We start from the raw sequence: 14484 nt of genomic DNA on the forward strand, positions 1-14484 counted from the left end.
ACCTTGCGTGGCAGGGTCAGGGTGCGATAATACTTATTTTGATCAGGCTTGTTTTTGACAGGCAGCTTACAGGCAGAGCCGATGAATCCTAATTATCTCGATTTTGAACAGCCGATTGCCGAACTTCAGGCAAAAATTGAGGAGCTGCGTCTAGTCAGCTCCGATAGCCAAGTCAACCTTTCCGACGAGATCGCTCGGCTGGAAGAGAAGAGCCGCAAGCTGACGGAATCGATCTTCAAGGATTTGACTCCCTGGCAGGTTTCTCAGCTATCACGGCACCCTCAGCGTCCCTACACGTTGGACTACCTCGAACACATCTTCACCGACTTTGACGAGCTGCACGGTGATCGCAACTTCGCCGATGATGCCGCGCTGGTAGGTGGCATTGCGCGGTTGAATGATGCACCAGTGATGGTGATTGGCCATCAAAAAGGCCGCGATGTAAAAGAGAAAGTGCGCCGCAACTTCGGTATGCCGCGCCCAGAAGGCTACCGCAAAGCGTGCCGTCTGATGGAGATGGCCGAGCGCTTTAAAATGCCGATCCTGACCTTTATCGATACCCCCGGTGCCTATCCCGGTATCGACGCCGAAGAGCGCGGTCAGTCAGAGGCTATCGCCTATAATCTGGCCGTTATGTCGCGACTGAAAACACCGATTATCTCCACCGTGGTGGGCGAGGGCGGCTCCGGCGGCGCGCTGGCAATTGGCGTCTGCGACGAACTGCAAATGCTGCAGTATTCGACCTACTCGGTGATCTCACCGGAAGGCTGCGCATCGATCTTATGGAAAAGCGCTGAAAAAGCCTCTGACGCCGCTCAGGCTATGGGCATTACCGCCGAGCGACTGAAAGAGCTGGGTTTCGTCGATTCGCTGATCAAAGAGCCGCTCGGTGGTTCCCACCGTCACCCGCTAACCACTGCTGAGCGGGTCAAAGAGGCGCTTACCGCGAGCTTGGGGCGTCTGCAGTCAATGGACACTGACGCGCTGCTGGAGCGTCGCTACAAGCGTTTAATGAGCTATGGCGCCCCAGCCGCTTAATACGCTGCAACGCTTGCTCAACGACGCCCTGGCGGAAACCCCGCCGGGGCGCTCTATTTGGGTGGCACTCTCAGGTGGTTTGGACTCCTGCCTGCTGCTCGCGTTAGCCGCACGGGCCTGCGAACAAGCAGACCGCCATTTGCGGGCTATCCACATTAACCACGGCCTACAGGCAGCAGCGCAGACGTTCGAGGCGCACTGCCGGGATATGTGTGTGCGTTTGAACGTGCCGCTGACCGTGGTCAATGTGACGGTAGATGCACAAGGTGAAGGCATCGAAGGCGCCGCTCGCAACGCCCGCTATGAGGCTTTTTTGGCCACCATTCCCACTGGCGATACGCTCTGGCTGGCCCAGCACCAGGATGATCAGGCGGAAACCTTTCTGCTCGCCGCTCTGCGCGGCAGCGGGCTACGCGGCCTGGCCGGTATGCCCTATCGCCGGGAGGCCCAAAGTACCACCTTGGTGCGTCCCTGGCTCTCCGTGCGCCGAGCTGAACTTGAAGCTGCGGCTGGGCTGCTTGAGTTGCGCTGGTGCGAAGATCCCACCAATCAAGATATTCGCTTTGATCGCAACCGCCTGCGCCATCGAATATTGCCAGCATTGCGCGAGCGCTGGCCCACAGCCGTCGCTGCTTTAGCCAATAGCGCAACCAACGCCGGTGACGCAGATGCGGTGCTTAGCGAGTATTTAGCAGCCGAGCTAAACGAGCTCGTCACCGGAGAAGGGCAGATAGATGCGAGCGCACTTAGTCAGCGCTCCCGTCCCCGCCAGCGGCTGCTGGTGCGTACTCTTTGCCAACAGCAAGGCTTGCCAACACCGCCCCAGAAGCGTTTAGAGAGCCTGCTGGATCAATTGAATGCCAAGGCGGGTGCCGCGGTGTGCGTTGAGTGGCCGGGTGCTCAGGCGCGCCTATGGCGCCAGCGGCTCTATCTGATGGTGCCTTTTGAAGCGTTATCGTCGTGGGAGGTTAGCTGGGATGGTCAAACGCCACTGGAAACGCCTATCGGGCCGCTAGGGTGGCAGGTGGCCTCATTACAAGAGCCGTCTCAACCGCTGAGAGCGACCTGGCGACAAGGTGGGGAGGTTATTCAACTGCCTAAACGAGGGCGGCGCGACCTAAAGCGGTTGCTACAAGAGGCGGATATGCCGCCCTGGGAGCGCCAGCGGCTGGTGGTTATCATGCAGGGTGAGGCGTGTATCGGGGTGGTTTGTCCCCCTGCTCAGCTGTTATGGCAGGCAGAGGGCGTTTGCTTTACACGTCTGACTTCGCCTGCTTAACGATCAGCTTAAAACCGGCGGCTTCCATAAACGCCTGCTCCTGTTCCAGGTCGGTACTCAGCAGGGTGGGTTCATCGCTGGCAGGCAGCGTGATCGTCAAGCTATCGCTGTCAGCGCTTATTTCCGGTAGCGAGGGCGCGGTTTCCGGGCGGGAATGGTTGAGCAAAACGGCTAAACGCAGCAGTCGGGCGAGCTTCTGGGTCGTCTCCTGTTGCGCTTCCGGCAGGGCCTGCCACTCCTTGAGCGGAAATTTACGCCGGTGCGCGCGCACTAAAAACGCCAGTTGGCGCTGTTCAGGGCGTGAAAAACCCGCGAGATCCGAATGCTCCAGCAGGTAGGCGCCGTGGCGATGAAACTGGCTGTGAGAGATCGCCAGGCCGATTTCATGCACGTGGCTAGCCCACTGCAAATAGCGCCCTTGGTCAAGGTTTAGCGACCACGCATGGCGTACCTGCTGAAACAGCCGCTCGGCAGTGTCGGCGACGTTAAGCCCTTGGCGGGTATCAACATCGTAAGTGCGCTGTAGCGACTCCAGGCTTTTCGAGCGCGAGTCTTCGGCGGTATTGCGCCCGGCCATATCGTAGAGCACGCCTTCACGCAGCGCCCCATCGGCAAAACGCATTTGGGTTAAATCAAAGGCTTCAAAAATCGCCCCAAGAATGGCAATCCCCGCCGGGAAAACTTTGGCACGGTCAGCCTTGAGGCCCTCCAGCGCGACTTTATCCAGTTGCTTGCACTTCAGCAGCCGTTCGCGCAGCTTCTTTAAACCGGCGCGAGTGATAACACCCTCGTGGGGCGTATCGCCATAGGCATGCAACACGCTGGCGGCGGCCTTGATCGTGCCGCTGGAGCCGACTGGGTCGTCCCAGCCCAGGCGTTGATAGGGGCGCTGAATGTTGGCGAGCTCTGAAAGAGCGGCGAGCTCGGCGCGGCGCATACGTTTTTCGTTCAACTCGCCGTCGGAGAAGAAGCGTCGGGAAAATGTCACGCAGCCCATGCGCAGGCTCTCCAGCGCTTTGGGCTCAAAAGCTTCACCAATAATGAATTCGGTCGAGCCGCCGCCAATATCGACGATTAATCGGCGGCCATTTTCGGCCAGCGCGTGGGCGGCGCCTAAATAAATCAGCCGAGCCTCTTCGCGGCCGGCGATAATTTCGATGGCGTGGCCTAATTGTGCTTCGGCGCGTTCGATAAATGTTTGGCTATTATCGGCATCGCGTAGCGCATTAGTGCCGACAATGCGCAAATTGGCGTTGGTGATATCGCTTAAAAACGGCGCGAAGCGGCCCAGGCAGTCTAGTGCGCGCTGCATTGCCTCTTCGCTGAGCAGGCCATCATCGTCTAAACCCGCGGCGAGCTGCACCTTTTCGCCCAATCGGGCCACCACCTGGAGGCGTTCATGCTGGTAATTGGCCACCAGTAGATGAAAGCTGTTGGAACCCAGGTCTATAGCGGCGAAGCGCTGCGGCGCACCGCTGTCTACCTCAGCGGGAGCGGTGGCAATGGGGAGCGAAATGTCCTTGGGCATGAGCTTTCCTTCGTGTTGGCTGTGCCAAGGTTGCGGCGACCTTTATCTATTGTCAATTGCTAGACACCTAAAGGCTTGCGTTTGTCGCGGCGCTTGACTACCATCGAGCTACTGGCCTGATCTGACCTGGTTAGTTAGCGTGTCCACAAGTACTTCGCAGCTGAGATGAGTCGCTGTTTAGATAAATCATCTTGCATGCGTCGTGCAAGTACGGCACCTTGGTCGCCCCAGACGTTATTCACTGTTTATCCCGTTAGCGTCAGCCAGAATTCCAAGTCGTCAGATAGCCCACTGGTTCAACCACTTTCCTGGGGTAGCCAGATTAAACAAGTGTTAGCACCCTCGAGTTGAGTCTTAATAACAACAAGCAGCAGCGTTGTTAGTTAAGTCCAACGCCGTTCCTTTCATCTTCGAGCGCGTGCCTTTACCGGGGTCTGAACGCATCACACGGCGTCACTTTCACGCCTCCTGTCTTATTCCCGGCGCCTGGCGCCCAGCTTCCATGAGCAACTTTCTAACACACCGATGAATCTCACTGAACTCAAGCAAAAAACCGTTCCCGAGCTCCTCGATATCGCCCGTGAAATGGGTATTGATAACTTGGCCCGTTCGCGCAAGCAGGACATCATTTTCGCCATCCTCAAGAAACACGCCAAAAGTGGCGAGGATATCTATGGCGACGGTGTGCTGGAAATTCTTCAGGATGGCTTCGGCTTCCTGCGTAGCGCTGACAGCTCCTATCTCGCCGGTCCCGACGATATCTACATATCGCCTTCGCAGATCCGCCGTTTCAATCTGCGCAAGGGTGACTCCATTTCCGGCAAAATCCGTCCGCCGAAGGAGGGTGAACGCTACTTCGCCCTGCTGAAGGTCAGTCAAATCAACTTTGACCGTCCGGAAAATGCCAAGCACAAGATCCTGTTTGAGAACTTAACGCCGCTGTTCCCAGACGATCGCATGCGTATGGAGATCGGTAACGGCTCCACGGAAGACCTTACCGCGCGGATCATCGATCTAACCGCGCCGATCGGTAAAGGCCAACGTGGTTTGCTGGTATCGCCGCCCAAGGCGGGTAAAACGCTGATGTTGCAAAACATCGCGACCTCCATCACGCGCAACAACCCAGAGTGTCATCTGATCGTACTGCTGATCGATGAGCGCCCTGAGGAAGTCACCGAAATGTCGCGCACCGTGCGTGGCGAAGTCGTGGCGTCAACCTTTGATGAGCCGCCAGCGCGTCACGTGCAAGTCGCTGAAATGGTTATCGAGAAAGCCAAGCGTTTGGTTGAGCACAAGAAAGACGTGGTCATTCTGCTCGACTCGATTACTCGCTTGGCGCGTGCTTACAACACCGTGGTGCCCAGCTCTGGCAAAGTGCTCACCGGTGGTGTCGATGCCCACGCCCTTGAGAAGCCAAAACGCTTCTTTGGTGCGGCGCGTAATATCGAAGAGGGCGGCAGCCTGACGATTATCGCCACGGCGCTGGTCGATACTGGCTCCAAAATGGACGAAGTCATCTTCGAAGAGTTCAAGGGTACCGGTAACATGGAAGCCCACCTGGATCGCAAGCTGGCTGAGCGTCGTGTATTCCCGGCGATCAATATCCGTCGGAGTGGCACCCGTCGTGAAGACCTGCTGGCTTCTGAGGATGAAATGCAGCGCATGTGGATTTTGCGCAAGCTGCTCAATCCGATGGAAGACACCGCCGCCACTGAATTCCTGATTGACCGTCTGAAAGATACCAAGACCAATCTTGAGTTCTTTGAAGCGATGAAGCGCCGCTAGCTTGTGGTGTAAAAAAGAGCGCCGCTAACGCGGCGCATTCGCCAGCCAGGGAGCGTGCCTTGAAGTACAAAGACTTGCGTGAGTTCATCGCGGCGCTTGAAGCCCAGGGTGAACTCAAACGTATCCACGTCGAAGTCGATCCTTACCTGGAAATCACCGAAATTTGCGACCGCACGCTGCGTGCCGGTGGCCCGGCGTTGCTGTTTGAAAACGTCAAAGGCCACGACATGCCGCTGTTGGGCAACCTGTTTGGCACCCCTAAACGGGTTGCGCTAGGCATGGGCCAAGAATCGGTAGAAGCGCTCAGAGAAGTGGGTAAGCTGTTGGCGTTTCTCAAAGAGCCTGATCCGCCGAAAGGCTTGAAAGACGCCTGGGACAAGCTGCCGATCTTCAAGCAAGTACTCAGCATGGGGCCGAAAAACGTCAAGCATGCGCCGGTACAGGAAGTGGTGTATGAAGACGACGAGGTCGATCTCGGCCTGCTGCCGATTCAGCACTGCTGGCCTGGCGATGCGGGGCCACTGGTCACCTGGCCACTGGTGATTACCAAAGGGCCGCACAAGAAGCGCCAGAACCTAGGGATTTACCGTCAGCAGAAGATTGGCAAGAACCGCCTGATCATGCGCTGGCTCTCCCATCGTGGCGGCGCGCTGGATTTTCTGGAGTTCCAGAAAGCCCACCCAGGCGAGCCTTTCCCGGTTGCGGTGGCGCTTGGCGCCGACCCGGCGACGATTTTGGGCGCCGTCACCCCCGTGCCGGATTCGCTTTCAGAATACGCCTTTGCGGGCCTACTGCGCGGTTCGCGTACCGAGCTGGTGAAGTGCGGTCATGCGGATCTTGATGTGCCCGCGTCCAGCGAGATTATCCTCGAAGGCTTTATCTATCCCGATGATATGGCGGCGGAAGGCCCCTTTGGTGACCACACCGGTTACTACAATGAGGTCGACCACTTCCCGGTGTTTACCATCACGCGGATGACCATGCGCCGTGATGCGATCTATCACTCGACCTATACGGGACGTCCGCCGGATGAGCCGGCGATTCTCGGTGTGGCGCTGAATGAAGTCTTTGTGCCCATTCTGTGTAAGCAGTTTCCTGAAATCGTCGACTTCTACCTGCCACCGGAAGGCTGCTCTTACCGTATGGCAGTGGTCACCATGAAGAAGCAGTACCCCGGCCACGCCAAGCGCGTGATGATGGGGGTATGGAGCTTTCTGCGTCAGTTTATGTACACCAAGTTTGTGATTGTGCTGGATGACGACGTGGACGCACGCAATTGGGAAGATGTTATCTGGGCGATCACCACCCGGATGGATCCCGCGCGGGATACTGTAATGGTCGAAAATACCCCCATTGATTATCTCGATTTCGCTTCGCCGGTCTCAGGTCTTGGCTCGAAAATGGGGCTTGATGCCACCAATAAGTGGCCAGGAGAAACTGACCGTGAATGGGGCACCCCGATTGTGATGGACGATGCCGTTAAAGCGCGCGTGGATGAACGCTGGGAAGCGCTGGGGATTGGTCTTGAATTGCCGCCCTCTCGCCGCTGAATGCGATGTATCGCTGACCAAATTTGTAAAAAGAGGCTTTCATGAGTGCAAGGACGTTGACTTGCCAAGTCACCGAGGTTGAGAACTTAAGCCCCGATGTGTTTGGCGTGACGCTAACTGGGCGCGCCGAAGCCATGCAGCATGCGCCGGGGCAATATTTAGAGCTTAAGCTGGATGACACCACCTGGGTGCCGTTTTCGATCGCCAGTGCCGATCGCAGCGATGGTGTTATCGAGCTGCATATTCAACACTGGCCGGAGCGGGATAACTCAGCGCGGCTGCGGGAACTGCTGCAGGTAGCCAATCAGCTCACGCTGCGTTTGCCCGGCGGTGAGTGCGTGCTTGATCGTGAGAGCGAAAGACCGCTGCTGCTGATTGCAGCAGGAACCGGTTTCTCCCAGATGAAAGCCATTGTCGAATCGGTACTGCATGAACAGCCCGAACGAGAAATTTCGCTGTGGTGGGCTGCCCGCGAACACCGCGACCTCTATTTAGAGCAACTGGCCAGCCAGTGGGCGCAAACCCACGCCAATGTCTGCTTTCATGCGGTAACCGAATCGCCCTTGGAAGAGCCGTTAGCAGCGGGAGAGCGGATTGCCCATCACCTGGGTCGTATTGATCAGGTGTTGAAAACCGCAGATATCACGCCAGAAACCCACGATGTTTATATCTCGGGTTCGCCCAATATGGTGTATGCCTGCCTGGATGTGCTCGACACAAAAGGCATAAAGCTTGAGCGGGTGTTTTCGGATGTGTTTGCCTACGCCCCTCGTTCTACTTAATATGATCACAGCGTTGTAACGTTCCCCCTGATATAGCGTTGGTAAAAAAGGAGGCTAACATGGCCCAACACGACGAAAACTTTAAAGACGATTCTGGTTTCCTGTCCATCTTTCTAGGCTTGGTGGTGCTGGTTAGCATGAGCGCGCTGCCCGCTACCATTGGTTGGGTACAAGCTTTTAGCGGTTGAGTGTTGCCATTTGCAGCGCTTGCAGGCAGGATAAAACGACAACGCCATGGCGGCAGCCCTGTCAAACGATTCACTGGGGCTAGTTATTGCCAGCGTAACTAACAGAATCTAGCGGAATATGGGCATGCAACGACTAACCACACCACATACAGTGAACCCACAACCAGAATTGGTTGGTGGTTTTGCGTTTTATGGGTATTGGTTTAGCTACGGTGTGCCCCTGGCCGACGCCTAACGTCGCGCCACCAGGCACACCACTCGGTTGCCTGCCGCAAGCACAGAAGCCCCGGTCGGTAACCCCGTCGGGGCTTCTGGCGTTTTGGGGTCCCAGCGATTTATAGACTGAGCGATTTTCGGCAATAGTTATTCACCATTATTTCATCAAGGAGCAGCATCATGATTTATCGCGCACTGACTAACGCTTTCGCTACCAGCTTTGTGGGTTATGGCTATAGCTGGCGATTTAGCGACGCGCGGTCGGTGCTAGCTGCCACCTCCGACCGTGTTCACTTGGGTGGTCACACAACCATACGATGTCACACGATTGCGGAGAATTAATCATGAATGCGCCTGTCAGCCCTGTTATTAATAAAACCGTTGTATCCACTGCCCATGCTACTTCCCGGCTAACGCCTTCAGCGCCTGAGCCCAGTGCAAAGCGGCTGCCTACCCCCGCCGAACTCAGACAACGTATCTCGTTAAGCGCCCCGCTAAGTGAGCAAATTGCCCGCCAGCGACACGCCGTACAGCAAATTTTGAGTGGTCACGATGACCGCCTGCTCGTTGTCGTTGGCCCTTGCTCCGTTCACGACCCAGATGCAGCGCTGGAATACGCCGACCGCCTGGCTGCATTAAGCGAAGAGATCAGCGAACGTATTTTGCCGGTCATGCGCGTCTACGTTGAAAAGCCGCGCACCACTGTGGGCTGGAAAGGGCTGGCCTACGACCCAGGCTTGGATGGCAGCGGTGATATGCCGCGCGGTTTGGCGCTTTCTCGTGAACTGATGCATGCCGTAGCCGCTCGCGGCTTGCCGGTGGCTACCGAGCTTTTACAACCGATGCTGGCGCCCTACGTAGACGATTTACTAAGCTGGGTAGCGATTGGCGCACGCACCACCGAGTCGCAGTTGCACCGTGAGCTGGCCAGTGATTTGTCAGCGGCGGTGGGGTTCAAAAATGCCACCAGTGGCGATGTACAAGTGGCTATCGATGCCATGAGTGCGGCGGCCCACCCGCACCAGCGTTTCGCGGTAGACCCGCAAGGCTACCCGATCGTCCAGCAAACTGCAGGCAACCCGCACACCCACGTAGTGTTGCGTGGCGGGCACGGTGAGCCTAACTATCAGGCACAACACGTACGTGCGGCAACCACCGCGCTGCGTAATGCCGGGCAAAACCCACGGCTAATGGTGGATTGCAGCCATGCCAATGCGCGTAAAGACCATCGCCGCCAGAGTGAAGTGATGCTGGATGTATTGGCGCAGCGTCAGGCAGGCGAAGCCAACCTGGTCGCGCTGATGCTGGAAAGTCACCTGTTCGAAGGCAAGCAGCCGCTCAAGCCTGGCGCCATGCGCTACGGCGTATCGGTCACCGACGCCTGCGTGGGCTGGGAAACGACCGAACACTTACTCAAAACGGCCGCGGAGCGTTTGGCGTAATTGCTTTTGTAAACGCTATTACTTGTTTGCCCTGGCCAGCCCCGTATCATAGGACGTTTGCAGCGATAATGAGGCTGGCCATGGTATTTACCCTAGAACATCACGACCCCGAGACCTACCGCCGCAAAGCCCGCATGATCAGCTTTGCCATGGCGGGGCAACTAATTATTTTTGGCCTCCTGTTCTCAATGCTCCTTACCTCCACCTTTGGCAGCAGCCTATGGCTCAATGCCCTAGGCGTGCTACTTGGGCTATTGGCCACCAGCGCGCTATTTGCCGTGTTGCGTGAGCGCCCATGGATGACGGAGGTGCGCTATGTCTGGCAACTCAAACATCATTTGTCGCAAGTCAGTGGCTATCTTTCGCAACTGCGCAAAGCGGTGGAAGAGAGCAACCGCACGGCGCTGGATCTGCTCACTTTCTATCACCAGGGCATGGCGCAGTTGGCGGAGCTCAATGGGCGCACCACCGATGACGACGCCGAACGGCTAGCGGAAAAAATGCAGGTTAAAATCAAGCGCGAAGAGCTGGGGTTGCCCCCGCAGGTGGAAAGTATCGATACGCACGATCTGCAGGCGTTCAAACGCGGGTAAGAAGTTCAGCAAGCAATAGAATTAGTTATATAGGGAGCATGACATATGAATACGTTAAAAGCATGGGGTGGGGCCATCGCCGCAGTCGGTATGATGGTGGTACTCGGGGGGTGTGCAGCCACGCCCTCCACAGAAACTAAAGCCGCTAACCAAGCAACGCTGGATAACCGGGCACCCTTTCTGCCCTCGGCGCTTTTTCCCGGCTCTGCCCAGCGTTTTGATGCGTGGCACTGCGAACCCGCTCAGCAGCACTTAGTGGCTGCCACCAACGCCAACGATTTGCGCCTATGGTCGCTGCACGGCGCATGGCGGTTGCCCCAAGCCGTCGTGGCCAGCGGCGCCCGCTACCAAGATGGTGAGATCAGCTTCTGGAACCGGGGTGACGAGGCGCTAGTGGAAACGCCACGAGGGCAGCTGCAGTGCTCGTTGGCCGAGCAGCGTGACGCCTTAACCCGAGCTGAAAAGCCCGGCGTGATGTTCTTTGGTCAGGGTAACGAACCGGGCTGGACGGTTGCGTTAGCAAATGACACGCCGACACTGACGATGGAAACGAACTACGGGGAAGAGCGTCTCCAGCTACCTTATATGGTTAGTGTGATGGACAATGAAGCTGGTCGAGTCGTGATTGAAAACGCTGACGTGGAGCCCTTTTTCCGCGTGCGTATCGATGCTGGGGCCTGTTTCGATAATATGAGCGGCAAGCCTTTTCCCGCTCGCGTTACGCTGACTTATGGCGGGGAGCAATATAGCGGCTGTGGCCAAGGTATTGCTCCCTAGACGTCCTTGATGAAGCGCTAACTCAGCAGCGATAAACCACACGCTCGGCCCGCCACTCATGCGCCTCGAAATCGCTGGCGCACAGGGCCGAGGTGTTACCTGCGGCACGAGCGGCGAGGCGCGATAGCGTTTGCATCTGAATACCGCGGGTACTCTCCAACTGTTCGCTTACCGCAAGCGGTACCCAGTGTTCTTCCTCTAACGTTGCCAGGGTAAAGCTAAACGGATGGAAGCCTGGGAAGCCGAGCCGAATATCGGTGGCGATCAGCGTCTCTTTTCCTTCTAGCAGCCGCGTTTCATAGCGTAAAAAAGAACCCGCAAACCACATTAAACGCTCTCCCTGTTGGCTGGCCAGGGCGAACGTCTCTAGCCCAGCGTTACGAATTAATGGTTCGAAACGCGGTTGACGGTCGCCGTCAAACACACTAATCAGGCTTTCATGGTAGCGATCCCCGTCGATCACCGTGGCGCGCCATAGCACAATGTTAAACGGCGTTGGCTGTATCAGTAGCGGAGCCTCTTCAAGACCCTGTTCTGCCAGGGCAGGGGCAAGACGTTGCTCTACCACTAATTTCGCACCCGCTGCCATCATTAGGTAAACACTCGTGATGGCCAGTCCCCATGTGCAGGCTTTGCGTACCCGCTGAGAGACCAAGGCAACGCCCAAGGTAAATAGCAGCGGCAGTGTATAGAGCGGATCGATAATAAAAATAATCGGCCACGCGGTGGGAGCAAGATCAAGAGGCCAAAGCAACTGGGTGCCGTAAGTGGTTAGCGCATCAAGCAAAGGATGGGTAATCAGAATAAGAGCAAAAAAGCACCACCAGCGGGGTAGGCTAATATCTTTTGCAGGAGCAAATCGTGTGCATAGCAGCGCCAACAGGGTGGCTAACCCTGTTAGTACAAAAAGCGAATGGCTAAAACCGCGATGCTCGGTGACATTGGCGACGGCGTCGCCATAATCCAGCGCTACATCAAAATCGGGCAGGGTGCCGAGTACGGCACCGATAAGGATGGCCTTACGGCCAAGGCGGCGGCCCAGTACGGCCCCGCCAATGGCTGCGCCAAGCGCGGCTTGAGTGACTGAATCCACAGGTTTCTCCGACGGGTAAACCCAGCTAAGATAAACGTTATAATTTAATTATACAGCGTTGCAGCAATTTATTTCTGTTGTCACGTTTTTGTAAAGTATGACCAAGGCCGTTTTTAACAGGAGTCGATATGCAATATCTACATACCATGGTGCGTGTCAGTGACCTGGATGCTTCGCTGCATTTTTACTGCGATCTGCTGGGTCTTAAAGAAGTTCGCCGAAAAGAGAACGAGAAAGGACGCTTCACGCTGGTGTTTCTGGCCGCACCAGAAGATGAGCCACGCTCAGAGCGGCTGACGGCTCCGGAGCTTGAGCTGACGTATAACTGGGATCCCGAAGAGTACACCGGTGGGCGTAATTTCGGCCACCTAGCCTATCGGGTGGATGACATTTATGCGCTCTGCCAACACCTTCAGGACAACGGCGTGACGATTAACCGCCCACCTCGTGATGGCCATATGGCGTTTGTTAAATCACCGGACGGAATCTCTGTGGAGCTGCTGCAAAAAGGCGATGCCCTGGCACCACAAGAGCCATGGGCTTCTATGGAAAACACCGGTAGCTGGTAACAATGACAAAAGGAACGATCACCATGAAAGGTTGGCGCTTATTACCACTGTTGGCTTCCGCTGCGCTACTGTTAAGTGCTTGTAGCAGTTCGCCAGGGCCAAGTTCTACACCACAACGGGGTGCCAGCGATGCCTCGCTTGAGGGCGCTATTGTTGAGCAGCGTTGGAACCTACTGTTGGTGGGGACTGATGAGCGGCTCTCTATGCCGGAAACGCCATTTTTCGAGATTTCAAAAGAGGGCAAAGTTAGCGGTTACGACGGCTGTAATCGCTTTACTGGCGAAGTAACACTCGGTGAAAACCAGCGCATTGAGTTTAGCCCGTTAGCCACCACCCGCATGGCGTGCCCGCAAATGGGCGATGCCAAGCGGGTCACGGATATGCTGGAGACCGCCTATCGGTATTTGATTGACCATGATCGGTTGGTCTTCTTTGGCCCGGATAGCCGGGTGCTAGGCGGCTGGCGCGAAGGTAACTGATTCAGCCAGTTAACCTTCAAAAGGCGGATTGAAGCGGGCGATAAAGCGCGCATCAATCCGCTTTTTCCATTGCCATACCCACTTGCCGGATACCCCAAAGCCTCCGCGGCTGGCAATCGCGTGGCCGTCGCCAGTGCCAATGAGTGCCAACACCCGTTTGGGTGGCTGCCAGGGGAGCAATGGTTCGCCGTGGCAGGCGCGGCGAAGATTATCCGCTAAGTGTGGCCCCATGCGCACCGCATAAACCCCTGCGTTGGGCAGCGCTGGGGTAAACGCTGCACAGTCGCCAGCGGCAAACATATTCGGCTGGTCGCTAACCTTCAGTGAATGGTCAACGCGGATAAAACCGTGTTGATCCAACGGCAGCCCAGTCCCTGCCAGCCATGGGTGGCCGACAGCCCCCGTTGCCCACAGGACGATGTCCGCATCGATGCGTTTACCGTTCTGGGTGGTTACTCCGCCTTCAATCAGCGTTTCGCCGCGTTGTTCAACGTGAACGGTAATCCCTGCCTGTGACAGCGCGCGTCGCATTAGCCAGCGTGGCACGTGCCCGGCATCGGGCAATAGAGCGTTAGAGGCGCTGAGCAAATGCCCCTGCCAATCAATATCCGGGCGCTGTTTGCGCAACTGAGCCAGTACGCTCATCAATGTTTCACAGCCCGCAGCGCCACCGCCAACGCCCACCACCCGTTGGGCGCCGCCGCTGGGTAAATGGCTAATATCATTTTGCAGTGCCTGCCAGCGCTGGTGCAGACTACTCAATGGGCGCATGGCGAGTAGCTTGGGGAGGTTCTCCCCAAGCTGGTGAGGAGACGTTAGAGTCGAACCAATGTTGACGGAGGCCACGTCAAAGTTAACGCGCTTGCCATTTGCCAGCGCTACGTAATGCTTCTGGGTGTTGATCGTGTTTGCTGGGGAAAGAATTAGCCGAGCATTGGCTCTTTGGCACAATGCTTCCACGTCGATCTGTGTCTTGCGCAGCGTACACTCCCCCGCTAGCCATGCGGGTACGCTGCCGGAGTAAGCTGCTAAAGGACTATCACTCACCACGGTAATCGCGATGCTTGGTTCAGGCTGTTTGGCAAAGGCTTCGAGTACAAAGGCGTGGGCATGGCCCGCACCCATGAGTAATAATTGCTGCATGGACATCGCCTATAGAAGAAGC

General features: G+C 56.6%; 14 protein-coding genes. 11 read left to right on the forward strand and 3 right to left on the reverse strand.

The genetic code is table 11. The features are described from left to right. Positions 1–81: 81 nt before the first annotated feature. Positions 82–1038, forward strand: coding sequence for an acetyl-CoA carboxylase carboxyl transferase subunit alpha (gene accA / locus ACW17M_RS17585; RefSeq protein WP_022520184.1), 957 nt, complete (start codon positions 82–84; stop codon positions 1036–1038). After that, positions 1019–2317, forward strand: coding sequence for a tRNA lysidine(34) synthetase TilS (gene tilS / locus ACW17M_RS17590; protein ID WP_041157520.1), 1299 nt, complete (start codon positions 1019–1021; stop codon positions 2315–2317). Before accA ends, tilS begins: the two co-directional genes overlap by 20 nt. Here tilS and ppx read toward each other — a convergent pair. Continuing rightward, on the reverse strand, positions 2292–3845 hold the full coding sequence (ppx, locus tag ACW17M_RS17595) for an exopolyphosphatase (RefSeq protein WP_141440057.1): 1554 nt from the start codon (positions 3843–3845) through the stop codon (positions 2292–2294). The genes tilS and ppx overlap by 26 nt on opposite strands. A 525-nt stretch (positions 3846–4370) precedes the next feature. Between ppx and rho the strand changes: the two genes are divergently transcribed. The 7 genes from rho to ACW17M_RS17630 all read left to right on the forward strand — a co-directional run bounded on the left by rho (position 4371) and on the right by ACW17M_RS17630 (position 11178). Further along, complete coding sequence (gene rho / locus ACW17M_RS17600; RefSeq protein ID WP_007111700.1) at positions 4371–5630, forward strand: transcription termination factor Rho; 1260 nt, start codon at positions 4371–4373, stop codon at positions 5628–5630. A gap of 59 nt (positions 5631–5689) precedes the next feature. Beyond that, positions 5690–7180 (forward strand): 4-hydroxy-3-polyprenylbenzoate decarboxylase, encoded by a 1491-nt coding sequence (ubiD, locus tag ACW17M_RS17605; protein WP_009288495.1) that lies wholly within the window; start codon positions 5690–5692, stop codon positions 7178–7180. Between the two features lie 41 nt (positions 7181–7221). Further along, a complete protein-coding gene (locus ACW17M_RS17610; RefSeq protein WP_009288496.1) occupies positions 7222–7962 on the forward strand; it encodes an FAD-binding oxidoreductase in 741 nt (246 codons plus the stop codon). Positions 7963–8021: 59 nt separating this feature from the next. After that, positions 8022–8150 (forward strand): hypothetical protein, encoded by a 129-nt coding sequence (locus tag ACW17M_RS17615; RefSeq protein ID WP_261377686.1) that lies wholly within the window; start codon positions 8022–8024, stop codon positions 8148–8150. Between the two features lie 560 nt (positions 8151–8710). After that, positions 8711–9808 (forward strand): 3-deoxy-7-phosphoheptulonate synthase, encoded by a 1098-nt coding sequence (locus tag ACW17M_RS17620; RefSeq protein WP_161463228.1) that lies wholly within the window; start codon positions 8711–8713, stop codon positions 9806–9808. Positions 9809–9888: 80 nt separating this feature from the next. Next, positions 9889–10401 carry a DUF3087 family protein gene (locus tag ACW17M_RS17625; protein WP_022520177.1) on the forward strand — a complete coding sequence of 171 codons (513 nt, stop codon included), beginning with the start codon at positions 9889–9891 and terminating at the stop codon, positions 10399–10401. A gap of 45 nt (positions 10402–10446) precedes the next feature. Then, entirely contained in the window at positions 10447–11178 is a 732-nt protein-coding gene (locus ACW17M_RS17630; RefSeq protein WP_009288499.1) for an MliC family protein, read from the forward strand. A gap of 22 nt (positions 11179–11200) precedes the next feature. Here the strand turns inward: ACW17M_RS17630 and ACW17M_RS17635 are convergent, their stop codons facing one another. Continuing rightward, positions 11201–12271, reverse strand: coding sequence for a metal-dependent hydrolase (locus ACW17M_RS17635; RefSeq protein ID WP_041157524.1), 1071 nt, complete (start codon positions 12269–12271; stop codon positions 11201–11203). 128 nt (positions 12272–12399) lie between these two features. Here ACW17M_RS17635 and gloA point away from each other — a divergent pair, with 128 nt between their 5' ends. After that, positions 12400–12840: a lactoylglutathione lyase gene (gene gloA / locus ACW17M_RS17640; RefSeq protein WP_041157525.1), complete on the forward strand. Its 441-nt coding sequence runs from the start codon at positions 12400–12402 to the stop codon at positions 12838–12840. A gap of 23 nt (positions 12841–12863) precedes the next feature. Next, a complete protein-coding gene (locus ACW17M_RS17645; protein ID WP_457547857.1) occupies positions 12864–13319 on the forward strand; it encodes an META domain-containing protein in 456 nt (151 codons plus the stop codon). Between the two features lie 9 nt (positions 13320–13328). Here ACW17M_RS17645 and ACW17M_RS17650 read toward each other — a convergent pair whose 3' ends face one another. Beyond that, positions 13329–14468 (reverse strand): FAD-dependent oxidoreductase, encoded by a 1140-nt coding sequence (locus ACW17M_RS17650; RefSeq protein ID WP_161463230.1) that lies wholly within the window; start codon positions 14466–14468, stop codon positions 13329–13331. Positions 14469–14484: the final 16 nt, after the last annotated feature.

The organism is Vreelandella sp. 2A-K22 (assembly GCF_054065485.1).